Origin of the sequence: Ramlibacter sp. (genome assembly GCA_019635435.1) — a bacterium.
In the GTDB taxonomy this organism is placed as follows: Bacteria; Pseudomonadota; Gammaproteobacteria; order Burkholderiales; family Burkholderiaceae_C; genus JAHBZM01.
The window spans coordinates 4,131,950-4,154,738 of record JAHBZM010000001.1 but is presented as its reverse complement, the minus strand read 5'-3'; the positions used below and the strand labels follow the sequence as shown (position 1 = coordinate 4,154,738).

Genomic DNA, 22,789 nt, shown 5'->3' with positions numbered 1-22,789 from the left:
CTCTCCGCAGCGACGGTGGCCGAAGGCCCCCGGCCTTCCGCCGCCGTCGCACCGCGCCCCTTGCTGGCCCGTCACGGCCTGTCAGACAGGGCCCTGGCCTGGCTGTTCGTCGGGCCCACCATCGCGCTGCTGCTGGCCTTCAACATCTTTCCGCTGCTGTGGACGATCTACCTGTCGTTCACCAACTTTCGCGCCAACCGCCCCAGTGCCCAGGTGCAGTGGCTGGGCCTGTCCAACTACCAGAGCGTGCTCAATGACGAGCGCATCTGGGAGAACATGCGCACCACCGCGCACTTTCTGGGCTGGTCCATCCTGCTGCAGCTGGTGCTGGGCTTTGCGCTGGCGCTGCTGATCAACCGCAAGTTCCGCTCCCACAGCTTCTGGAGCACGGCCATCCTGTTGCCCATGATGCTGGCCCCCGCCGTGGTCGGCACGTTCTGGAAGTACTTCTTCGAGCCCCAGTACGGCATCTTCAATGCGGCCTTCCGGCTGCTGGGTGGCACGGGTGACTTCACCATGCTGGGCGACACCCAGCTCTCGCCCTGGGCCATCGTGCTGGTGGACACCTGGATGTGGACGCCCTACGTCATGCTGCTGCTGCTGGCCGGGCTGCGCTCCATCCCCACCTACCTGTACGAGGCGGCGGAGATCGACCGCGCGTCCGAGTGGACCAAGTTCTGGCGCATCACCCTGCCCATGGTCATGCCCTTCATCATCCTGGCCCTGCTGTTCCGCTCGATTGAGAACTTCAAGATGTTCGATCTGGTGGACAACCTCACCAATGGCGGCCCGGGCTCGGTGACCGAGCTGGCTTCCATCCACCTCAAGCGCGAGGCCTTCGAGAAATGGCGCACCGGCTACAGCTCGGCCTTCGCCATCATTCTTTTCGTGGCCATCTACGGCATGTCGCTGGTGACCGTTCGTTTCCTGGACAAGGTGAAGCAGCGATGAAAGCCATTCCGCACAGCCCGCTCGAACCCTCGGCCCTGGCCAAGTGGGTCAGCGGCATCCTGGTCATCGGCTACACCGTGCTGTCGCTGGTGCCGCTGGCCTGGATCCTGATGACCAGCCTGCGCACCCCGCAGGACGCGATTGCCTACCCGCCCAAGGTGGTGGCCGAAGCGTCGCTGGTCGGCTACGTCAACCTGTTCACGACGCGCTCGCGCGTCTCCAGCGAGGAGCTGGCCCAGCTGCCACCCCCCGCCACCTGGTACGAAGGCCTGGTGCGTGAGCAGCAGATGATCCTGGCCGGCCCTTCGCGCTTTTCAGACCGCTACCTGAACTCGCTGCTGATCGGCTTTGGCTCGACCTTCCTGTCGGTGGTGCTGGGCACCCTGGCCGCCTATGCCTTCTCGCGCTTCAGGGTGCCGGGCAAGGAGGACTGGCTGTTCTTCATCCTCTCCACGCGCATGATGCCGCCCATCGCGGTGGCCATCCCGATCTACCTGATGTTCCGCCACCTGGGGCTGAACGACACCCACCTGGGCCTGATCCTGCTGTACACGGTGGTCAACCTGTCGCTGGCGGTGTGGCTGCTCAAGGGCTTCATGGACGAAATCCCGCGCGAATACGAAGAGGCAGCCATGGTCGACGGCTACACCCGCTGGCAGGCCTTTTTGCGGGTGGTGCTGCCCCAGGCCGCCACCGGCATCGCCACCACGGCCATCTTCTGCCTGATCTTTGCCTGGAACGAATACGCCTTCGCCCTGCTGCTGACCAGTGGCACGGCGCAGACCTCGCCCCCCTTCATCCCCACCATCATCGGCGAGGGCGGTCTGGACTGGCCCGCCATGGCGGCCGGCACCACGCTGTTCCTGTTGCCCGTGCTGGTGTTCACCGTGTTGCTGCGCAAGCACCTGCTGCGTGGTGTGACCTTTGGAGCCATCCGCAAATGAGTGCCCCTTCTTCCTTCCCGCGCTGGCTGCGGCGCGCCCCCTGGGAGCGCGGCACCGCGCTGCTGATCGGCCTGGGCCTGCTGATGCTGATGCAGCCCTGGTCCATCGGGGTCTTCAGCTACGGCTTCACCGTGCTGCTGGCTGGCGTAGTGGGCTACTCCATCGCCGGCAAGCTCCCCACCGGAGTGACCCCGTCATGAGCGAAATCAGGCTGCAGAACCTGCAAAAGCGGTTCGCCGACTTCACCGCCGTGGCCGGATCGACGCTGGTGCTCGACAGTGGCAAGTTCGTGGTGCTGCTGGGCCCGTCGGGCTGTGGCAAGACCACCACGCTGCGCATGATCGCGGGGCTTGAATACCCCACCGACGGCCGCATCACGCTGGACGACCAGGACGTTACCTACCTGCGACCGCGCGACCGCGACATCGCCATGGTGTTCCAGCTGTTTGCGCTGTACCCCCACCTGGGGGTGCGCGGCAACCTTGAATTTCCGCTGCGCAACGAGGGTGTGCCGCGCGCCGAGATCGACCGCCGGGTTCGGGAGGTGGCGGCCATTCTGCGCATCGAGCACCTGCTGGACAGCAGCGTCAACGGCCTGGCGGGGGGCGACCGCCAGCGCGTGGCCCTGGGCCGTGCCATCGTGCGCCAGCCCAAGGCCTTCCTGATGGACGAGCCCCTGGGCACGCTGGACGCCGAGTTCCGCGAGCTGATGTGTGTGGAGCTGCGCAAGCTGCACGACCGCCTCAAGACCACCACGGTGTTCGTTACCCACGACCAGAACGAGGCCATGGCCCTGGCCGACCACATCGTGGTGATGAACGAGGGCCGCATCCTGCAGGCCGACAGCCCGCAGGGGATCTATCACTTCCCGTCCTGCCTGTTCGTGGCCCGCTTCATTGGCCGCCCGCCCATGAACCTGCTGCAGGTGCATGGGCCGGTTGCCGCGCAGGCCAGCGAGGTAGGTCTGGGTGGCGCCGTGCAGGCCGTGCCCGCGCCGCACGCGGCAGCGACCAGGGTCTTGCTGGGCATACGGCCCGAGCATGTGACGATGTGCGCCGCCGGGTCGGCGCGGCTGGCGGGGCGGGTGCACAACGTCGAGTACTTCGGCTCGCACTGGATTGCCGAGGTTGGCACCGATGCCGGCGCGGTCCGGGTCGTGGTGGACAAGTCCCAGCGGCCGGCCCTGCAGGACGCGGTCAGCCTGGCCTTTGACACCGACCGCATCGTGATGTTTGACGCCCAGACCGAGCTGCTGATCCCCAGCGCCACCACCGTTCACCACCAACCGAGCATGCGCCATGGCTAGCATTTCCCTGCAGGGCATCCAAAAGCGTTTTGACGGCGTGACGGCCCTGGCCGGCGTCGACCTGGACATTCACGACGGCGAGTTCTTTGTGCTGCTGGGCCCCAGCGGGGCCGGCAAAACCACCACCTTGCGCGTCATCGCCGGGCTGGAGCGGCCCGAGACCGGCCGCGTGTCCATGGACGGGGAAGATGTGACCGCCGCCGCGCCCTCCCGGCGCGACTGCGCCTTTGTCTTCCAGCAGTACTCGCTCTATCCGCACCTGACGGTCTATGACAACCTGGCGTTTCCGTTGCGGGCGCCGCTGCGCCGCGTGGCCGAAGCCGTTATCCGCGAACGGGTGCAGCAGGTGGCCGCCCTGCTGCACATCGAGGGCAAGCTGCAGCGCAAGGCCACGGCCCTGTCAGGCGGCGAGATGCAGCGCGTGGCCATCGGGCGCGCCCTGGTGCGTGAGCCGCGCGGCTACCTCATGGACGAGCCCTTGTCGTCACTGGACGCCAAGCTGCGGGAGGAACTGCGCGTGGAGCTCAAGCGCATCCAGCGCCAGAGCGGGGCCACCGTGGTCTATGTGACGCACGACCAGGTCGAGGCCACCACCATGGCCGACCGCATTGCCATCCTGGACGGGGGGCGCATCCTGCAGGTGGGCACGCCGCAAGAGATCTACCAGGCCCCGGTCTCGGTGGGGGTGGCCCAGCGGCTGGGTTCGCCGGTCATCAACCTGCTGCCCGCCGCCTGGTTCCCCGGCCAGCACCCCCGGGCGGCCGCCACGGTGGGCATCCGCCCCGAGGACGTGGCACTGGCCACAGGCGACGGCGGCGTGGAATGCACGGTGATTGAGTCGTCGCTGCTGAGCCACCACGTGGTGGCCGAGCACGCGGGCGTCGAGGTGCGCGCGCACCTGCCGCATGACGCGGCGCCCGCGCCGCGCTCGCGCATCCGCCTGCACTTCCCGCCCGCGCAATGCCTGTTGTTCGACCCCCAGGGCCAGCGCCTGGCCGCCTGAGTTTTCCACCTCTCACTCCCTTCACGCCATGAACACACAAGACATCATCTCCGCCGCCGCTTCGGTGCATGCCGCCATCCTAGCCAACGAGGAACACATTGAATCGCTGGACCGTGCCATTGGCGACGGTGACCACTTCATCAACATCCGCCGCGGCTGCGAGGCCATCGACGCACTCAAGCCCGATCTGGTGGCGCTGGCGCCCACGGCCGCGCTGCACCGCATCGGCATGAAGCTGCTGAGCACCATCGGCGGCGCCTCCGGCCCCCTGATCAGCAGCTTCTTCATTGCCATGGCCCGGGACCTGGAGGGGCTGGTCGAGCCCGACGCCAGGCAGTTCGCGCGCGCGCTGTCGGCTGGCGTGGAAGCCATCAAGAGCCGCGGCAAGGCCGACCTGGGGGAAAAGACCATGCTGGATGTGCTGATCCCGGCGGCCCGGCTGCTGGTGCGGCTGACGGAGGAGGGCTGCGATCTGGACACGCTGTGCGCCCGCCTCAAGGCCGATGCGCAGGCCAACATGCTGGCCACCCGCGACATGATCGCCACCAAGGGCCGCGCCCACTTCCTGGGTGAGCGCGCCCTGGGCCACATCGACCCGGGCGCCAAGACCAGCCAAGTGGCGCTGTTTGCGGTGTGCGACATGCTGACGGCGAGGGTTTCGTCATGAAGAAATTCGTCAACGATGTCGACAACCTGCTGCACGAGTCGCTGCAGGGCCTGGCGGCTGCGCACGCCGACCTGCTTCAGCTCAGCCTGGAGCCGGTCTATGTGACCCGCAAGGCCTTGTCCAGCCCCAAGGTGGCCTTGATCTCCGGCGGCGGCTCGGGCCACGAGCCGCTGCACTGCGGCTTCATTGGCAAGGGCATGCTGGACGCGGCCTGTCCCGGCCAGGTGTTCACCTCGCCCACGCCGGACCAGATGCTGGCCGCGGCCAGCGCGGTGGACAGCGGCAAGGGCGTGCTGTTCATCGTCAAGAACTACGCCGGTGACCTGATGAACTTCCAGATGGCCACCGAGATGATGCAGCAGCCCTGCGCCACGGTGCTGGTGAATGACGACGTGGCGGTCGAGCGCTCCACCCACGGCACCGGCCGCCGCGGCGTGGCGGGCACCCTGATCGTGGAGAAGATCGTCGGGGCGGCGGCGGAATACGGCGCCAACCTGGAGGCCTGCAAGGCGCTGGGCGACCGGGTCAACAGCCGCACCGCGTCCATGGGCGTGGCCCTGACCAGCTGCACCGTGCCGGCTGCCCGCCGCCCCACCTTCGACATTGCCGACAACGAGATGGAGTTTGGCGTCGGCATCCACGGCGAACCCGGTCGCCGGCGCGGCCCCGTACAGCCCGCTCAGGCGCTGGTGACCGAGCTGCTGGACGCCATCCTGGGCGACCTGTCGCCGCCCGCTGGCGCGCCGCTGCTGCTGCACGTCAACGGCTTTGGCGGCACGCCGCTGATCGAGCTGTACCTGCTCTACCACTGCGCTCAGCAGCAGCTTGAAGCCCGCGGCCTCAAGGTCGTCCGATCGCTGGTGGGCAACTACACCACGGCGCTGGAGATGGCCGGTGCCTCTCTGACCGTCACGCTGCTGGACGACGAGCTGACCCGGCTGTGGGACGCGCCGGTGCACACCGCAGCCCTTCGCTGGTAGCCCTGCCGGCAGGCGCTGTCAGTCCATTCCCAGGAGGTGCATCATGCAAAGACGCCAAGCCCTTGCCCTGGCCGCCGCCGCGGCCTGCTGCCCCGCGTGGCCGGCCACCGCCAGGCCGGATGACCTGGTGGTGCGCCTGGGCCAGTCGGCGCCCCTGGTGGGCCCGAACGGCAGTGTGGGCCGCCAGTTTCGCGACGCGGCGCTGGCCTGGTTTGCCCAGAGTGCGGGCAGTGCGTCGGGCCCCCGCGTGGAACTGACCACCCTGGACGATGGCGGCCAGGTGGAGCGCGCAACGATCAACGCCAAGCTGCTCACCAGCGAGCACAAGGCCATCGGTCTGTTCGGCTTTGTCGGGGCGGGGGCCAACCGCGAGGGCATGCAGGTGGCCCGCGAAGAGGGTGTGCCCTTCATCGCGGCGGTCAGTGGCATGGACGCGCTGCGCCAGCCCGACAACAGCCACGTCTTTCTGCTGCGCGCGGGGCATCGCGAGGAAATCCGCCAGATCATCCGCCACACCAGCACCGTGGGCATCAACCGCGTGGCCTTGCTGTTCGAGTACGAATCAGCCGGCTGGGAAATGCGCGACTCGTTCGACGAGGCGGCGCGCGCGGCCGCCCTGGCCTCGGCCGTGAGCGCCAGCGTGTCGCGCGGCAGCACCGACGTGGCGGCCGCCGTGGCCACGCTGGTGGCGGCCCGGCCGCAGGCCATGGTGCTGGGGGCCAACCCCGGTGCCAGTGCGGCGTTCGTCGCGGCGGCGCGCCAGGCCGGGTTCACCGGTGGGTTCTACACCCTGTCCACGGTGGGGGGCCAGGCCTTGCTGGACCAACTGGGGCCATTGGCCGTGGGCACCTCGGTCTCGCAGGTCGTGCCCTTTCCGTGGAATGGCGGGACACCCGTGGCACGCGAGTTCCAGCACTTTTGCTCCCGCCACCAGATCGTTCCCGACTTTGCCAGCATGGAAGGCTATCTGGCCGCGCGCTGGCTGACCACGTCGCTGGCCAGGGCGCGTGCGCGTGAGGCCTCCAGCACCGCGCTGGCCGCCGCGCTGGAACGCCTGGCGCCCACCGACATCAACGGCTTCCAGCTGACCTTCAACCCGCAGACCCGCAGTGCCTCGGCCTTTGTGGAGCTCACCGTGGTGTCCAGCGCGTTGCGCTTCATGAAGTAGCCGCGCCTGACTATGTCCCGCTGAACCTGGGCGCGCGCTTGTCGGCCCAGGCCGCCTGGCCCTCGCGCAGGTCGTCGGACGCCATGGCGCGGCGCATGTCGTCGTTCAGCGCCTGCACATCCAGCGTGCCGCGCGCCATGCTGTTCAGGTGGCGCTTCATGCCCAGCAGCGGGATGGGCGCCATGGCGGCGCAGGTGTCCGCCAGGGCCCGCACTTCGGGCTCCAGCTGGGCCGGCTCGACCAGATGGGTGAGGTAGCCCATGTCCTTCATCTGCCGGGCGCTCTGCTTTTGGGCCGTGAGGAACAGCAGCTTGGCGTTGTCCAGGCCCAGCCGCGTCACGTAGCGCTCCATGCCGCTTTGGTAGTAGTGCAACCCCAGGCGGGCCGCAGGCATGAACATGTCGATGCCCTGGGCGCCGATGCGAAAGTCGCAGGCCAGGGCCAGGTCGGTGGCCCCGCCATACACGCCGCCGTGCAGCACGGCGATGGTCACGGGCCGGGCCTGCTCCACGGCGTCGACCATGCCGGCAAAGTCCACGGGGCGCTCGCCGCCAATGCTGCCGATGTCGTAGCCGCTGCAAAAATACTTGCCCGTGCCGCGCAGCAGCAGCACCAGCACCGCGGGCATGGTGTTGACCTGGGCGATCAGCTTAGACAACTGCACCAGGTCGTCGGTGGTCAGGCGGTTGGCCTGCTCGGGGCGGCGCAGGGTGATGGTGGCGATGGCGCCATCGACGGTGAGTTCTGGGGAACCGGTGTTCATGGGGCCATTTTCGTATGGCCCGGGGCATGCTGGTTTTCAACGGCTATGACTTGTGCCGGCGATAAAACCCGAGGGCGTTCTTGAACATCACTTTGTCGCGCACGCTGGTGCCAAACGGGGCCAGATACGCCTCGGCGATGGCAATCTGAGCCTCGAAACTTCCATGCAGGGTGATGACAGGCCAGTTGCTCCCCCAGATCAGGCGGTCTGCGCCGAACGCCGTCATCAGCACATCGAAGTGCGGCTTGTAGGAGGCGAGGTCCGTGGGCGATGCGAAGACCACGTCCCCGGGAGCGTACATGTCATAGAACGACGAGAACTTCATGTACACATTCGGGCAGTTGGCGGCGAGACGGCGAATTTCCAGCTCCCAGGTGGGATCAACCGCCGGCCCGGTAGCGCCACCCAGGTGATCGATGATGATGCGCAGATTGGGCACCGCTGTACACAACGCCTGCACCTGGCTCTTCGGGTTTTTCGTTCCCCGGCTGATGATGTCCAGCGTCATGCCACGGGCTGCCAGGTCGCGCAGGCTGGTGAGCTGTGCTGCGCTGAGGGTGATGCCTTCGGCCGGGCCGGTCAGGTAGCCGCGGATTCCCACGAAGCGCGCATCGGCCGCGAAACGCGTGAGATCGGCGGCAAAGGTCGGCGCGCCGATCTCGAGGTTCCCGACGAAATACGAGTAGAACGGATCGCTCTTGACCCGGTCGAGGATCCACTGGTTGTCCTCGACGATGCCGCTTGCCTCCACGACCCCTGCGCCCACGACGCCCTGGGCCTTGGCGAATGCGGTGTACTCCGGTGGCAGCACATCGCGGAAGATCGGCCCTTCCGCTGCCGTGGGCCACGGCACACCGCCTGGGCGTGTCGTCTGCCAGAAGTGAATGTGGGTCTCGACGATGGGCCGCTTGCCGGCTGGCGCGCTGCGTTCGGCGTTGGCGATCGCGGCTTCCAGTTCCAGATCGCCGCTGCTGCCACCGCCACCGCCGCACGCCGTGAATATCGAGGCCATGCCCAGCATCGCTAGCGCCGCGACACCGTGTTTGAAGCCTTTCCTCGCTGTCTCCTTCATGCCTGTCTCCTTCATGCTGATCTCCTTCAGGTTGATCGTGGTGTCTCGGGGAAATGAAGTCGTCTGCGCCACGCGGCAGAGGTCAAGTGGTAAGGCCAATTTATCAAAATGTCAAAATTGGCCTTACCGTACTTTCCCTTATGTTTCCAGCTGTGGGCTTTGGTGCCCTAGAAGGAATTGGAGCTATCAGCCGCGCTACACTTCTCTCGCAAGCTTTCCGCCTGACAGAATGATCTGGTCAGGCCACCTTGCCGAGCTCGGCGCGAAAGACAGTTTTGATTGACCAACTCAAGCCCATTGACACCCGCCGGCTGTACCAGCAGATCGCAGACCAGATTCGCGGGCTCATCCTGAAGGGGAAGTTCCCGGTCGGTGGGCGCTTGCCGCCTGAACGCGACCTGGCGCTGCAATTGGGGGTCTCTCGCCCGTCGGTGCGGGAGGCGCTGATCGCGCTCGAAATGGAGGGCAGCGTCGAAGTCCGGATGGGCGCCGGCGTCTACGTCCGCGAGGTGTCGGATCGGGCGCCGAGCCCGACGAGGTCCCTCGGGGAGAGCGCGATCGAGTTGTTGCAGGCGCGGTCAGCCTTTGAAGGATCGGTCGTGGCGCTTGCCTGCGGCCTGGCAACCCCCGCGGGGATTGCCGTTGTGGACAAGGCGCTGGAAGAAATGCGTTCTGCCATTTCGGAAGGCCAGTCGCCCCTGAAGGGCGACCGGGCATTTCACCTGGCCATTGCCGCGTTGACGCGCAATTCGGTCATGGAGCGCCTGGTCATGGAGTTGTTCGACTCCCGCCACAGCTCGCTCGCTTCGCATCTTCGCGAGCGCTCGGACAACACAGAAACCTGGATGGCGGCACTGCGTGAGCACGAAGCCATCCTGCGTGCATTGGAAAGCCGGGACGTGCTCGGGGCGCAGACGGCCATGCGGTCCCATCTGCAAGCCTCACAGGATCGTTGGGTGGCGTCCCGGCAAGAATGGTCTTGACCCAAGCCGCGCCCCGTGCTCATCGTCTTCCGCCAGGGTTTGAAGCCAGAAAGCCCTGGAGTCCATAGCTGGCGGCCACTGCGTGCTACAAAAACAGTAGCAAATCAATCTTTCCCGCGCGCAGACCCCGGCCTCAAATCCCCTGCCGTCCCGTCCACTTGCGCTCATAGCCGTTCTTCTCAAATGCCTCGACCATGAAGTCGATGAAGCTGCGCACCTTGGCCGACAGGTGCTTTCGGCTGGGGTAGGCGATGTTGATCTGCAGCCGTGGCAGGTCCCATTCGTCCAGCACGGGCACGAGGCGGCCGGCCACGATGTCGTCGTAGACGATGTAGCTCGGCTGCACCAGGATGCCCATGCCGCCCAGCGCGGCGGCGCGCAGGATTTGGCCGTCGTTGCTCTCCAGCAGGCCGGGCGCGGGGATGGTCTGCACCTCGTCGCCGCGGGTGAACCTGAGCTCGTTGGGGTTGTTGGCATACACATAGATCAGCAGCGCGTGGCGGCCCAGCTCGGCCGGGGTGCGCGGCACCCCGTGGGCCGACAGGTAGGCCGGTGACGCGGCCAGGATGCGCCGCGTGGCCGCCAGCCGGCGGATGGTGATGTTGCTGTCGGGCTCCACCTCGCGCGTGCGGATGGCCACGTCAATGTTGTTGTCGATCAGGTCCAGGTAGCGGTTGGCAGACTCCACATGCACGCGCACCTTGGGGTAGCGGCGCGTGTACTCGGGCAGGCGCGGCGCAATGTGCTGCATGGCAAACGAGAGCGAGGCGCTCACGCGCAGCAGGCCGCTGGGGTTGAAGGCGGTGGCGTTGACGGTGGACTCGGCATCGGCCAGGTCCGCCAGCACGGCCCGTGCACGGCTGAAGAACTCCTGCCCCTCGCTGGTCAGGTACAGGCGGCGCGTGTTGCGCTCCACCAGGCGCGCGGCCAGCCGGGCCTCCAGCGCGGCCAGGTGGCGGCTGGCCGCCGCGTTGGACAGGCCCAGCGCCAGTGCGGCGCGGCTCAGGCTGCCGGTTTCGGCCACCTGGACAAAGAGTTCGAGTTCGCGCAGGCGGTCCATGCCGGGGCTCCATGAGGTGCGTTGAGTTTTCCGGTTTCCGGAAGAGTTTTTTGCGTTTTAAGGCCTTTCATTCATTTTCTGAAAAACCTACAGTCCGTTCCATGGCGCTTACCCGAGGGTGGGCCGAGGAGACAAGACCATGAGAAACCTGAACCAGGACACCATCACCCAGGCGGTGATGGCGCGCTTTGCCAACACGCCCGACCCGCGGCTCAAGGAGATCATCAACAGCCTGGTGCGCCACCTGCACGCCTTTGCGCGCGAGGTGAAGCTGACCGAAGCCGAGTGGATGGCCGGCATCGAGTTCCTCACGCGCGTGGGCCACATCACCGACGACCAGCGCCAGGAGTTCATCCTGCTGAGCGACACCCTGGGCCTGTCCATGCTGACGGTGGCCATGAACAACGACAAGCCCGCGGGCTGTACCGAAGCCACGGTGTTCGGCCCTTTCCATGTGGAAGGCGCGCCGCACTACGAGCACGGGGCCGACGTGGCCAACGGCGCCGTGGGCCAGCCCTGCGAGGTGCGCGGCACGGTGCGCGGCCTGGGTGGCGAGCCGGTGGCGGGCGCCGTCATGGAAGTCTGGCAGGCCGATGCCGAGGGCAAGTACGACGTGCAGCGCCAGGACTTGCCGGCCGCCCAGGCGCGCGGCGTGCTGCACTCGGGCCCGGATGGCCGCTACCACTTCAAGTCCATCCTGGCCGAGGCTTACCCGATTCCCGACGACGGCCCGGTGGGCGACATGCTGCGCGCCACCAACCGCCACCCCTGGCGGCCGGCCCACCTGCATTTCATGATCAAGGCGCCGGGCTACGAGACGCTGATCACCCACGTGTTCCGCAACCACGACCAGTACCTGGACAGCGACGCCGTGTTTGGCGTGCGCCAGTCGCTCATTGCCGACTGGGTGCAGCAGCCCGACGGGCACTGGCTCGTGGAGTTCGATTTCGTTCTGGCCCCTGCAAGGCCGCTTTAAAAAACCACTGGAGACACACCATGATCAAGCGCAAGTTCCTGCACACCACGCTGGCCACCGCCCTGCTGGCGGCCGGCCTGTCCACGGCCCAGGCCGACCAGACCTTCAAGCTCACCATTGCGTCCAGCCACCCGGTGGCGCTGCCCTGGGTGGGGCTGATGAGCACGCTGTTCGTGCCCGAGGTCAACAAGCGCGTGGCCGCGCTCAACAAGGGCTACAAGATTGAATGGCGCGAGGCCTATGGCGGCCAACTCTACAAGATGAACGCCACGCTGACCAGTGTGGAGCAGGGCGTGACCGACATTGGCTGGGTGTTCCACAACCTGGAGGCGGCCAAGATGCCGCTGAGCCAGTTCGGCACCGTCACGCCGTTCACCACCGACGACGTGCGCATCATTCTCGACGTGGCCAATGAGATGAACGAGAAGACGCCCGCCCTCAGGAAGGAATGGGAAAAGAACAACATGGTGTTCCTGGGCGCCACCGGCGTTGACACCTACCACCTGTTCACCAAAAACCCGATCGCCACCTACGCCGACCTGAATGGCCGCAAGATCTCGGCGCCGGGCTCCATTGGCCTGTGGCTCAAGGGCTCGGGCGCGGTGCCGGTGGACGGCTCGCTGACCAGCTACTACACCGACATCCAGACCGGCGTGAGCGAGGGCACTTTGTCCATCTCCACAGGCATCCTGCCCAACAAGATTTATGAAGTGGCGCCCTACATCACCACGGTGAACATCGGCGCGCTGTACATCGGCGGCATGGCCATGAACAAGGACAGCTACGGCAACCTGCCGCCCGAGGTGCAGAAGATCGTCAAGGATGTGGGCAAGGAGTACTCCAAGGCGCTGGGCGAGACGCTGATGCAGCGCTACCAGGGCGCGCTCAAGACCATGGCCGAGGTGGGGGCCAAGCAGTCGCCGGCCGTGCGCATCACGGCCCTGAGTGATGGCGAGCGTGACAAGTGGGTCAAGACCATGCCCAACCTCGCGGCCGAATGGGCCAGGACCAATGCCTCCAAGGGCCCGGCCAAGGAAATCGTCAAGAGCTACATGGACGCGCTGCGCAAGCGCGGCGTCAAGCCCGCCCGCGACTGGGACAAAGAGCTTTGAGCTACGAAGCCAACACCGACCTGGAGGCCGGGCCCGCGCCTTCGGCTCCGTCCAGCCCGTTCGGCAAGCTGGTGGATGGGCTCAATGCCTTTGGCTCGGTGGTGATCGGCCTCGTCATGCTGCTCATGTGCGCCGATGTGCTGATGCGCAACCTGCTGAACCGGCCGATTGACGGCGTGGCCGAGCTGGTGGCCACGTCCATCGTGGTGATCGTGTTCCTGCAGTTGCCGGGCACGCTCCGCCATGGCCGCATGAGCCGGGCCGACCTGTTCATTGACCCGTTCATCGCGCGCCGGCCCCGTGCCGGCCTGCGCTTGCGTGCGCTGTTCTCGGCGGCGGGCATTTTTGCCTGTGGCGTGATCGCCTATGCCACCTGGCCCATGCTGGCCAAGGCCTGGGTGGGCAACGAGTTCCTGGGCGTGGAGGGGGTGTTCACCTTCCCGGTCTGGCCCATGCGGGTGGTGGTGGTGCTGGGCGCCACGCTGGCCGCGCTGCAGTACGCGCTGCTGGCCTGGCAGGACTGGCGCGCCGCGGGCGCGGGCGCTGGAGCGGCCGCATGAGCGATCTGCAGATTGGCGTGGTCGCCATCGGCCTGATGCTGGCCGGCATCTACTTTGGCATGCACATTGGCGTGGCGCTGATCGTCACCTCGTTCGTGAGTGTGTGGATGGTCAAGAGCCCCGAGGTGGCCGCGCGCTTTGTGGCGGCCTCGGCCAATGACGCCATTCGCGACTACCTGTTTGGCGTGATCCCGCTGTTTGTGCTCATGGGCATGCTGGTGAGCGTGTCGGGTGTGGGGCGCGACACGTTCGATGTGTTCCAGTGGCTGCTGCGGCGCATCCGCGGCGGGCTGGGGCTGGCCACGGTGGCGGCCAATGCGGTGTTCGCGGCCATCACCGGCATCTCGATCGCCTCGGCCTCGGTGTTCACCAAGGTGGCCGTGCCCGAAATGATCCGCCATGGCTACACGCCGCGCTTCTCGGTGGGCGTGGTGGCGGGCTCGTCGGTGCTGGGCATGCTGATCCCGCCCAGCCTGCTCATGATCATCTACGGCGTGCTGGCCGAGGAGTCGATCGGCCGCATGTTCATCGCGGGCATCATCCCGGGCGCGGTGCTGGCGCTGGGCTTTGCGGTGCTGATCGTGGGCATGGCCTACCTCAGGCCGTCAATGATCGGCACCGAGGACGCGCTGAACGGCGTGTGCGCCGACGGGGCCGAAACGCCGCTGTCGGCGGCCATCAAGTTCGTGCCCATCCTGGTGCTGATCACGCTGGTGTTGGGCGGCCTGTATGGCGGCTTTTTCACGCCCACCGAGGCGGGCGCCGTGGGCGCGGCCGGGGCGCTGGTGATCGCGCTGGTGCGCCGGCGCCTGACCTGGCGCAAGCTGTGGCAGGTGCTGGTGGAGACGGGCTATGTGTCGGTCTCGGTGCTGTTCCTCATCATTGCCGCCATGCTCTACAGCCGCATGCTCGCGCTCACCGGCATGCCCAACTCGGTCACCGAGGGCATCACCCACATGGGGCTGGGGCCCTGGGGCTTCATGGCAGCCTATGTGGGCATTGTCATTGCGCTGGGCTGCATCATTGACTCGGTGTCCATCATGCTCATCATGATCCCCATCGTGCTGCCGATTGCCCGCGCCTTTGGCATGGACGTGGTGTGGTTTGGCGTGGTGACGGTGGTGGCGGTGGAAATCGGCCTGCTCACACCGCCGTTTGGCGTGTCGGTCTACACCGTCAAGTCGGCGCTCAATGACCCCCGCATCACCATTCGCGACATTTTTGCGGGAACATTCCCCTTTGTGCTGATGATGCTCGCCGTGCTGGGGGTCATCATCGCGTTCCCGGGCCTGTCCACCTGGCTGGCCCGCATGTAAGGCAACCCATGATCTTCACCTTCATCCTCATCGACAAGCCGGGCACGGCCGAACTGCGCCAGCGCGTGCGGCCCGAACACAAGGCCTACCTGGCCGCCGTGGCCGACCGCATCGCCTTCGCCGGCCCGTTCACCCATGACGACGGCAGCACCATGGTGGGCAGCCTGCTGGCGATTGACTTCGCCTCGCGCGACGCGGCCCACGCCTGGCTGGCCGACGAGCCCTTCACCCGGGCCGGCCTGTACGCCAGCACCACGGTGCATGCCTTTGTGAACCTGTGGCCGCAGAAAGCCGGCTTTCCGTCGTGATCAAGCACATCGTCATGTGGGACCTGCGCGGCGACACGGCGGCCGAGCGCGCCGCGCAGGCCGACCGGCTCAGCGCCAGCTTTGCCAGCCTGGTGGGGCGCATCCCGGGCCTGCTGCACCTGGAGGTGGGCGTGGACCACAGCGGCGTGGACTACGCCTGCGACGTGGTGCTGTACAGCGAGTTCGAGTCCCAGGCCGCGCTGGACGCCTATGCCGATCACCCCGAGCACCTGCGCGTCAAGCGCGAGCTGGGCAACCTGCGCGTGGCCCGCCACCAGGTGGACTATGCGGCCCCGGCGCGGCCGCTGGCCCGGTCCGGCGCTGTATCCCGGGAGACCTTGCATGACCAATGACCTGCAGGATGAGTTGCTGATCCGCCAGATGGTGGAGCGCTGGGCCGTCTGGCGCGACGCCGGCGACTGGTCGCGTTTTGCCACCGTGTGGCACCCCGAGGGCGTGATGATGGCCACCTGGTTCCAGGGGCCGTTTGCCGAGTTCATCCGCGTCACGCAGGAGGGCTGGGCCCGGGGCGTGAGCATCCTTCACTTTCTGGGCGGATCGGCCATCGACGTGGCCGGCGACCGCGCCATTGCGCAGACCAAGATGACCATTTCGCAGCGCGGCATGGTCGAGGGCGAGGACGGCCCCGTGCTGTGCGATGTGGTCTGCACGGGCCGCTTTTATGACTTTGTGGTGCGCCACGAGGGCGCGTGGAAGCTGCTGCACCGGCAGCCCATTTACGAAAAAGACCGCATCGACCCGCTCGACGCCACGGCCCGGCTGCGGCTGGACGCGGCCGCGCTGGCGCAGTTCCCCGAGGGCTACCGGCACCTGGCCTATATCCAGACCCGCCTGGGCTACACCGTGAAGCTGGACATGCCCATGCTCAAGGGCCCGGAGGTCGACGCGCTGTACCGCCGCGGCGCGCGCTGGCTGGCGGGCGGCGAACTCGAGCGCTAGCCCGCGCATCACACCATTTCAACCGGATCAACAGGAGTTTTCATGACATTCAAGGTACTGGGCATCTGCGGCAGCCTGCGCAAGGGCTCGTTCAACGGCATGGCGCTGCGCGCGGCGCAAAAGCTCGCGCCCCAGGGCATGGCGATCGACATCGCCGACATTGCGGGCATCCCGCTGTACAACGACGACGTGCGCGCTGCCGGCGAGCCCGCCGCTGTGGCCGCCCTCAAGGCGCAGGTGCGCGCGGCCGACGCGGTGCTGCTGGTCACCCCCGAATACAACTTCTCGATTCCCGGGGTGCTCAAGAACACGCTCGACTGGCTGTCGCGCCCGCCCGAGCCACCGTTTGACGGCAAGCCCGTGGCCATCATGGGCGCCAGCCCGGGCCCCGTGGGCACGGCGCGCGTGCAGTACCACCTGCGCCAGGTGCTGGTGTTCATGAACACCTTCACGGTCAACAAGCCCGAGGTGTTCATCAGCCACGCGGCCAGCAAATTCAACGCCGAAGGCGAGCTGACCGACGAGGCCACGGCCAAATTCATCGGAGACCTGCTGGCATCGCTGCAAGCACTGGCCGCGCGCGTCCGCTAAGCTTGCGGGCTTTGCACGCAGGCTGCCGATCTTGACCTTTCCCCTCATCACCGACTGGCATTTCTATGCCGTGGCCATTCCGGCCGTGCTATTGCTGGGCATCAGCAAAAGCGGCTTTGGCGCGGGCTTTGGCTCGCTGGCCGTGCCGCTGATGGCCATGGCCGTCACGGTGCCGCAGGCGGCCGCCATCCTGATGCCGGTGCTGCTGCTCATGGACCTGCTGGGTCTGCACGCCTTCCGCAAGCATTTTGACTGGAAGCTCATCCGCTTCCTGGTGCCGTTTGGCCTGCTGGGCACGGTGATCGGCACGCTGCTGTTCAAGCTGCTGGATGCGCACACGGTGGCTGGCATCGTGGGCGTGTTCACGCTGCTGTTCCTGGCGCAGCGCCTGCTGTTCCCGCCGCGACCGGACAGCCCCAGTCCGCCCAGATGGCTGGGTGCCATTCTCACCACCACGGCGGGGTTCACCAGCTTTGTGGCCCATGCGGGCGGCCCGCCGGTCAACGCCTATGTGATCCCCATGCGGCTGCCGCCGCTGGTGTTCACCGCCACCATGGCGGTGCTGTTCTTCGTAATCAACCTCAGCAAATGGGTGCCTTACGCCTGGCTGGGCCTGCTGGACCTGCGCAACCTGGCCACCTCGCTGGTGCTGCTGCCGCTGGCGCCGGTGGGCGTGTTCATTGGCGTGCGCATTGCGCACCGGATCAACCCGGTGCTGTTCTACCGCTTCATCTATGCCGGCATGCTGCTCACCGGGCTCAAGCTGGTGTGGGATGCCGTGCGCTGAGGCGTCTTTGCCTCCTCCACGGGGGCCGGCAGCTGGGGCTGAAGGGCGCCGATCAACGCTCTCATGGTGGCGTCCAGCAGTTCCAGCCGCTCCTTGATCTCGGGCAGATCCAGTTTGGCGCGCAGCGCCAGTTCCAGCGCGCCGGCCGCGGCCTCCACGGTCACCGCGCCCACATTGCCCGACACGCCCCGGGTGGTGTGCGCGAGACGTTCGGCCAGCACGAAATCACCCACCGCGAGCGCCTCGCGCACCTGCTGGGCGACGTGGTGCTGGCCCTGCACATAGCGGCCCAGCATGGCCAGGTACAGCGGCTGCTTGCCCATCATGCGTGACAGGCCCAGCGCCGTGTCCAGTCCGGGCACGTCCCGGGGAAGCTTGGGGTCGTTGTTCGCGGCCGGGGTCACCGCGGCGGGCTGCGGTGCCGGTGCGGCGCTGCGGGCGGTCTGCGGGGGCTGGGCGGCCCCGGGCCGGCGGACCCAGCGCACCAGGATGGCCTGCAGCGCCTCCGGGTCGATGGGCTTGACCACGAAATCGTTCATGCCGGCGTCCGCACATTTCCTGCGGTCCTGTTCCATCGCGTTGGCCGTCATGGCGATCACGGGCAATTGGGCGTAGCGTTCCTGGTGGCGGATCTGGCGCGTGGCGGTCACGCCATCCATCACGGGCATCTGCATGTCCATGAACACCAGGTCGTAGGCGGCGGCATCGAGGCGGGCCAGCGCCTGTTCACCGTCATCGGCCACGTCCACCACCAGGCCCATGTCCTCCAGCAGCTCGCGGGCGACCTGCTGGTTGATGTCGTTGTCCTCGACCAGCAGGATGCGCGCGCCGCGGATGGCCGTCAGCCCGGTGTGGCTGTCCGCTGCCGGGCCGCCAGCCTGGGGGCTCGCCGGAGCGGTGGCTTCGGTGCGGCGCCCGCCCAGCGCCTCGATGGTGGTGTCAAACAGGATCGACGGGCATACCGGCTTGACCAGCACGTTGTCGATGCCGGCATCGCCGGCTTCCTTGAGCAATTCCTCGCGGCCATAGGCCGTCACCATGAGGAACATGGGCGTGGCGTCCAGGCCCAGCGCCTTGATGCCGCGCGCGGTCTGCATGCCATCCATGCCTGGCATGCGCCAGTCCAGGTAGACGATGTCGTAGGGCTGCTTGTTCAGGGCCGCCTGGCGCACGGCCTCGATGGCCGCGGAGCCGGAGTCGGCCTGGGACACCACGAAGCTCATGTCCTCGAGCATGCCGGCGATGGCGGCGCGCGCGTGGTCGTTGTCGTCCACCACCAGCGCGCGGCAGCCGCGCAGGTCGGGATAGGGCTGGCGCGCCGGGCGGCTTGCGCTGCCAATGCCCACGCGCGCGCTGAACCAGAACGAGCTGCCCTCGCCGTGCACGCTTTCCACGCCCACTTCACCGCCCATCAGGCCGGCGAGCTGCTTGGAGATGGCCAGGCCCAGGCCGGTGCCCCCGAACTTGCGGGTGGTCGAGGTGTCGGCCTGCGAGAAGCTCTGGAACAGCCGGCCGATCTGCTCGGGGGTGAGGCCCACGCCCGTGTCCTGCACCCGGAAGTGCAGCAGCACGTCGGTGTCGGTGTGCTCGCTGGCCCGCACCGAGATCATGATTTCGCCGCGCTCGGTGAACTTGACCGCGTTGTTGGCATAGTTCAGCAGGATCTGGCGCAGGCGCAGCGAGTCGCCCACCAGGTGGGGTGGCACGTCCGGGGCCACCTCGAACACCAGTTCCAGGCCCTTGGCGTAGCACTTTTCGCTGATCAGGCTGGCGGTGTTGTCCAGCAACCGCTCGAGTTCGAAGTCGGTGCTTTCCAGCTCGAGCTTGCCGGCCTCGACCTTGGAGAAGTCCAGGATGTCGTTGATGATGCCCAGCAGGTGCTGGCCCGAGGTCTGGACCTTCTGCAGGTAGTCGCGCTGGCGCTGCGTCAGGTCGGTTTTGAGCACCAGGTGCGACAGCCCGATGATGGCGTTCATGGGCGTGCGGATTTCATGGCTCATGTTGGCCAGGAAATCGGATTTCATCCGCGTGGCTTCCTCGGCCATTTCCTTGGCCCGGCGGATCTCGGCGTCCTGCTTGCTGCGCTCGGTGATGTTGCGGCTGATGCCCAGCAGGCCCTGGGGCTCGCCCAGCTCGTCCCACAGGGGCGAGACGACGGTGTCGAACAGGGCGCGCTGCCCGTCCGGGTAGGTGACCCAGTACTCGGAGGACTGCTCGTGCAGCAGTTGCAGCGATCTGGCGTCGCGCTCGTGCATGGCCTGGGCGATGTCGGGGGGGAACAGGTCGTCGCAGCACTTGCCGATGATGTCGGTCACCGGCATGCCCACCAGCGCCGCGTAGGCGGTGTTGCAGCCCAGGTAGCGGCCGTCGCGGTCCTTGTAGAAGATCAGGTCCGAGATCGAGTTGATCAGCGAGTTGAGCGTGGCTTCCTGGCGCTTGCGGCCCTGCTCGGCCTGCTTCTGGCCCGTGATGTCCTTGAACGCGGCGATGTTGAGCGTGCGCTTCTCGTCCTGCGCGACGAAGGTGGTGACCTCGACATCAATGATGGTGCCGTCCTTGCGGCGGTTGCGGTCCTGGAACACCACCGGCTTTTTCGACTGGCGGCGCTGTTCCCGCAAGGCCAGGGCTCTTTCGGGTGAAAAATCGATGGCGAAGGTCGGCAGGGGCATGCCCACGAACTCCTCGGCCGAGTAGCCCAGGACATCGCAGGCGCCCTGGTTGGCGTAGATCACGGTCTGGTGGTCCGGGTCAACCCAGAGCATCGGCCCCGAGTTTTCCACCACCAGTGAATTGAACATCATCTTTTCCTCGTAGCGCTGCCGGTCGGTCACGTCACGGAAGGTGATGACGCTGCCCACGCAGCGGCCGTGGATGCGCTGGGGGATGACATGGCGCTCCAGCACGCGACCATCGTTCATCTCGATCACGCTGAAGTCCTCGGCCTCCGGGTCCATCTGGCGCCGCTCGACGAGCGCCCGGAAATCCTGCGCATCGCGGACCTGGGTGACCTGGAATTCGACCAGGGCGGCACTGTCCATGTCGCTCAGGCGGTCCTCGGGGATGCCCCAGATCTCGACGAAGCGGATGTTGTAGTACAGCGAGTTGTCGGAAAACTGCAGCGTCAGGATGCCGTCGTTGGCCGCGTCCAGCGTGGACACCAGCAGCTCATGCGAACCGCGCAGACCGACCAGCTCCCGATCGCGCAGGTCCAGCTTGCGCCGGGTGTCGGCCAGTTCGCGCTGCAGATGGGCCAGGGCCTCGCCGGCGCCGTGGGACGGCGGATCGGCATCCAGCAGCGAGATGGCCAGCTCGACGGGGGCTCGGTCCATGATGAAACTCTCCTTCGAAGGGGAGCCTTCATCACATCACGGGCCCGCCCGGGGGCCTTAAGCCATTTGCTCAAGGGGCTTAGGCGTGTGGCTGAAGGGGGCGCCTCACTGGCCTTCCCATCCCGGGGGGCGGCCGCCGGCGGCCTTCAGGCGCTCGTCGCGCTCGGCGCGTTCGCGGGCCATCTGTTCCTCCAGTTGGGAACGCCCCTGCTTGACCACCGCGATCAGCTTGGCCCGGTCCTTGTGGAAGGGGTACATCTGCTCGAACAGCTCGATGTTGTGGCGCCGGAAGCGCATGGCGTGCTGGCGGGCCTCGTGCGGCGGGTAGCCCAGCACCTCGAGCACGGTGCGCGCGCTGCGCAGGCTGGACTCGAACATCTCGCGCTCGACCCGCATCACGCCGCGGTCGCGCAGCTCGTTCCAGTGGGTCACGTCGCGGGCCCGCGCCACGATCTCCAGGTGGGGGAAGTGCTCGCGTGCGAGGTCCACCACCTCCAGTGACTGGGCCACGTCATCCACCGCCACCACCAGGATTCTGGCCGTGGCGGCGCCCGCGGTGCGCAGCAGGTCCAGCCGCGTGGCGTCGCCGTAGAACACCTTGTAGCCGAACGAGCGCGCGGCCTCGATCATCTCGGCGTCGTGGTCCAGCACGGTGGCGGCAATGCCCTGGGCGGTGAGCATGCGGCCGATGATCTGGCCGAAGCGGCCAAAGCCCGCGATGATGATGGGCGCGTTCTGCGGCTCGGAGATTTCCTCCATGTCCGGCACATTGCAGTTGGCAAAGCGCGGCAGCACCAGCTTGTCCACCGCCACCAGCACCAGCGGGCTGAGCAGCATCGAGATGGCCACCGCACCGATCAGCAGCGACGCCGTTTCGGGCGAAAACACGCTGGCGCCGGCCGCGGCCTGGAACACCACAAAGGCAAATTCACCACCCTGCGCCAGCAGCAGCGTGAACACCGGCCGCTCCTGGAAGGGCAGGCCCATCAGGCGCGACAGGCCGTAGATCACCACACCCTTGACGGCCAGGAACGCCACCACGATCAGCGCCATGAGGCCCGGTGAGCGCGCCAGCACGCCAAAGTCGATGCTCATGCCCACGGCGATGAAGAACAGGCCCAGCAGCAGGCCCTTGAAGGGCTCGATGTCGGTCTCCAGCTCGCGCCGGTACTCGCTTTCGGCCAGCAGCACGCCGGCCAGGAAGGCGCCCAGCGCCATCGACAGGCCCACCAGCTGCATCAGAGCGGCAATCGCCACCACCAGCAGCAGCGAAGCCGCGGTGAAGATCTCGGGCGTGTCGCTTTTGGCGATCCAGCGCAGCGCGGGGCGCAGCAGCAGGCGGCCGCCGAGCACGATGCCGGCAATGACTGCTACGATTTTGATAGCTTCCAGTGCCCGGTTGACGGGGACTACAGCCTCATTGGCCTCTGAAACCACGCCCAGCAGGGGCATCAGCGCCAGGATCGGGATGGCGGCCACATCCTGGAACAGCAGGATCGAGAAACCCGCCTGCCCGCTGGACGTGGGCATCAGGTTGCGCTCGCCCATGACCTGCAGCGCGATCGCGGTGGACGACAGGGCCAGCCCCAGCGCCGCCACCAGGCTGATGCGCCAGGGCACGCCCGCGGCGCAGGCCCCCGCGAACAGCAGGGCCGCGCAGCCCAGCACCTGGGCGCTGCCCCAGCCAAAAATCGGCCGGCGCAGGCTCCACAGCCGCCGGGGCTCCAGTTCCAGCCCCACCAGGAACAGCATCAGCACCACGCCGAACTCGGCGAAGTGCAGGATGTCTTCCACATTGGTCACCAGGCCCAGGCCCCAGGGCCCGATGGCAATGCCCGCGGCCAGGTAGCCAATGATCGAGCCCAGGCCCAGGGCCTTGGACAGCGGCACGACGAAGACCGCCGCGCCCAGGTAAATGAGGCTGTTGGTCAGCCAGGTGGGGGCGTGTTCCAT

Annotated in this window: 22 protein-coding genes and 1 pseudogene; 18 read left to right on the top strand and 5 right to left on the bottom strand. The window is 67.0% G+C overall.

Translation table 11 applies throughout. From position 1 onward, the window contains the following. Positions 1–54: 54 nt before the first annotated feature. From KF796_20280 to KF796_20245, 8 genes and pseudogenes are all read left to right on the top strand, one after another. Positions 55–951: pseudogene (locus KF796_20280) on the top strand (sugar ABC transporter permease). Beyond that, positions 948–1,895: a carbohydrate ABC transporter permease gene (locus KF796_20275; protein MBX3588976.1), complete on the top strand. Its 948-nt coding sequence runs from the start codon at positions 948–950 to the stop codon at positions 1,893–1,895. The pseudogene KF796_20280 and the gene KF796_20275 overlap by 4 nt, the downstream one beginning before the upstream one ends. After that, the gene (locus tag KF796_20270; GenBank protein MBX3588975.1) at positions 1,892–2,095 is read left to right on the top strand and encodes a hypothetical protein; all 204 of its coding nucleotides are present in this window, start codon (positions 1,892–1,894) and stop codon (positions 2,093–2,095) included. The genes KF796_20275 and KF796_20270 overlap by 4 nt, the downstream gene beginning before the upstream one ends. Then, complete coding sequence (locus KF796_20265) at positions 2,092–3,201, top strand: ABC transporter ATP-binding protein (protein MBX3588974.1); 1,110 nt, start codon at positions 2,092–2,094, stop codon at positions 3,199–3,201. The genes KF796_20270 and KF796_20265 overlap by 4 nt, the downstream gene beginning before the upstream one ends. Beyond that, the gene (locus tag KF796_20260; protein MBX3588973.1) at positions 3,194–4,204 is read left to right on the top strand and encodes an ABC transporter ATP-binding protein; all 1,011 of its coding nucleotides are present in this window, start codon (positions 3,194–3,196) and stop codon (positions 4,202–4,204) included. The genes KF796_20265 and KF796_20260 overlap by 8 nt, the downstream gene beginning before the upstream one ends. Before the next feature lie 28 nt (positions 4,205–4,232). Next, positions 4,233–4,871, top strand: coding sequence for a dihydroxyacetone kinase subunit L (dhaL, locus tag KF796_20255; protein ID MBX3588972.1), 639 nt, complete (start codon positions 4,233–4,235; stop codon positions 4,869–4,871). After that, complete coding sequence (gene dhaK, locus KF796_20250) at positions 4,868–5,851, top strand: dihydroxyacetone kinase subunit DhaK (protein ID MBX3588971.1); 984 nt, start codon at positions 4,868–4,870, stop codon at positions 5,849–5,851. Before dhaL ends, dhaK begins: the two co-directional genes overlap by 4 nt. Before the next feature lie 43 nt (positions 5,852–5,894). After that, on the top strand, positions 5,895–7,019 hold the full coding sequence (locus KF796_20245) for an ABC transporter substrate-binding protein (GenBank protein ID MBX3588970.1): 1,125 nt from the start codon (positions 5,895–5,897) through the stop codon (positions 7,017–7,019). 10 nt (positions 7,020–7,029) lie between these two features. On the opposite strand, the gene KF796_20240 is transcribed toward KF796_20245, so the two are convergent. Beyond that, the gene (locus tag KF796_20240; protein MBX3588969.1) at positions 7,030–7,782 is read right to left on the bottom strand and encodes an enoyl-CoA hydratase/isomerase family protein; all 753 of its coding nucleotides are present in this window, start codon (positions 7,780–7,782) and stop codon (positions 7,030–7,032) included. A 43-nt stretch (positions 7,783–7,825) separates the two neighbouring features. Continuing rightward, positions 7,826–8,869, bottom strand: a complete 1,044-nt coding sequence (locus KF796_20235) for an amidohydrolase family protein (protein MBX3588968.1) — start codon at positions 8,867–8,869, stop codon at positions 7,826–7,828. 260 nt (positions 8,870–9,129) lie between these two features. On the opposite strand from KF796_20235, the gene KF796_20230 reads away from it, so the two are divergent. Then, positions 9,130–9,837 (top strand): FadR family transcriptional regulator, encoded by a 708-nt coding sequence (locus tag KF796_20230; protein ID MBX3588967.1) that lies wholly within the window; start codon positions 9,130–9,132, stop codon positions 9,835–9,837. A gap of 133 nt (positions 9,838–9,970) precedes the next feature. Here the strand turns inward: KF796_20230 and KF796_20225 are convergent, their stop codons facing one another. Beyond that, positions 9,971–10,897 carry a LysR family transcriptional regulator gene (locus KF796_20225; GenBank protein MBX3588966.1) on the bottom strand — a complete coding sequence of 309 codons (927 nt, stop codon included), beginning with the start codon at positions 10,895–10,897 and terminating at the stop codon, positions 9,971–9,973. A gap of 139 nt (positions 10,898–11,036) precedes the next feature. Between KF796_20225 and KF796_20220 the strand changes: the two genes are divergently transcribed. The 9 genes from KF796_20220 to KF796_20180 are packed head-to-tail and all read left to right on the top strand — an operon-like array spanning position 11,037 to position 17,507. After that, the gene (locus KF796_20220) at positions 11,037–11,873 is read left to right on the top strand and encodes an intradiol ring-cleavage dioxygenase (protein MBX3588965.1); all 837 of its coding nucleotides are present in this window, start codon (positions 11,037–11,039) and stop codon (positions 11,871–11,873) included. Positions 11,874–11,893: 20 nt separating this feature from the next. Continuing rightward, a complete protein-coding gene (locus KF796_20215; protein ID MBX3588964.1) occupies positions 11,894–12,985 on the top strand; it encodes a C4-dicarboxylate TRAP transporter substrate-binding protein in 1,092 nt (363 codons plus the stop codon). Continuing rightward, positions 12,982–13,545, top strand: coding sequence for a TRAP transporter small permease (locus KF796_20210; GenBank protein MBX3588963.1), 564 nt, complete (start codon positions 12,982–12,984; stop codon positions 13,543–13,545). The genes KF796_20215 and KF796_20210 overlap by 4 nt, the downstream gene beginning before the upstream one ends. Next, positions 13,542–14,861: a TRAP transporter large permease gene (locus KF796_20205; protein MBX3588962.1), complete on the top strand. Its 1,320-nt coding sequence runs from the start codon at positions 13,542–13,544 to the stop codon at positions 14,859–14,861. The genes KF796_20210 and KF796_20205 overlap by 4 nt, the downstream gene beginning before the upstream one ends. A gap of 8 nt (positions 14,862–14,869) precedes the next feature. Further along, positions 14,870–15,169 (top strand): YciI family protein, encoded by a 300-nt coding sequence (locus KF796_20200; protein MBX3588961.1) that lies wholly within the window; start codon positions 14,870–14,872, stop codon positions 15,167–15,169. Positions 15,170–15,183: 14 nt separating this feature from the next. Beyond that, a complete protein-coding gene (locus tag KF796_20195) occupies positions 15,184–15,522 on the top strand; it encodes a Dabb family protein (GenBank protein MBX3588960.1) in 339 nt (112 codons plus the stop codon). Then, the gene (locus KF796_20190) at positions 15,512–16,129 is read left to right on the top strand and encodes a nuclear transport factor 2 family protein (GenBank protein MBX3588959.1); all 618 of its coding nucleotides are present in this window, start codon (positions 15,512–15,514) and stop codon (positions 16,127–16,129) included. Before KF796_20195 ends, KF796_20190 begins: the two co-directional genes overlap by 11 nt. 42 nt (positions 16,130–16,171) lie before the next feature. After that, positions 16,172–16,720, top strand: coding sequence for an NAD(P)H-dependent oxidoreductase (locus tag KF796_20185; protein ID MBX3588958.1), 549 nt, complete (start codon positions 16,172–16,174; stop codon positions 16,718–16,720). A gap of 31 nt (positions 16,721–16,751) precedes the next feature. After that, positions 16,752–17,507: a sulfite exporter TauE/SafE family protein gene (locus tag KF796_20180; GenBank protein ID MBX3588957.1), complete on the top strand. Its 756-nt coding sequence runs from the start codon at positions 16,752–16,754 to the stop codon at positions 17,505–17,507. Here the strand turns inward: KF796_20180 and KF796_20175 are convergent. After that, positions 17,453–20,836 carry a response regulator gene (locus tag KF796_20175; GenBank protein MBX3588956.1) on the bottom strand — a complete coding sequence of 1,128 codons (3,384 nt, stop codon included), beginning with the start codon at positions 20,834–20,836 and terminating at the stop codon, positions 17,453–17,455. The two genes, KF796_20180 and KF796_20175, sit on opposite strands and share 55 nt — an antisense overlap. Before the next feature lie 105 nt (positions 20,837–20,941). Further along, complete coding sequence (kefC, locus tag KF796_20170; protein MBX3588955.1) at positions 20,942–22,789, bottom strand: glutathione-regulated potassium-efflux system protein KefC; 1,848 nt, start codon at positions 22,787–22,789, stop codon at positions 20,942–20,944.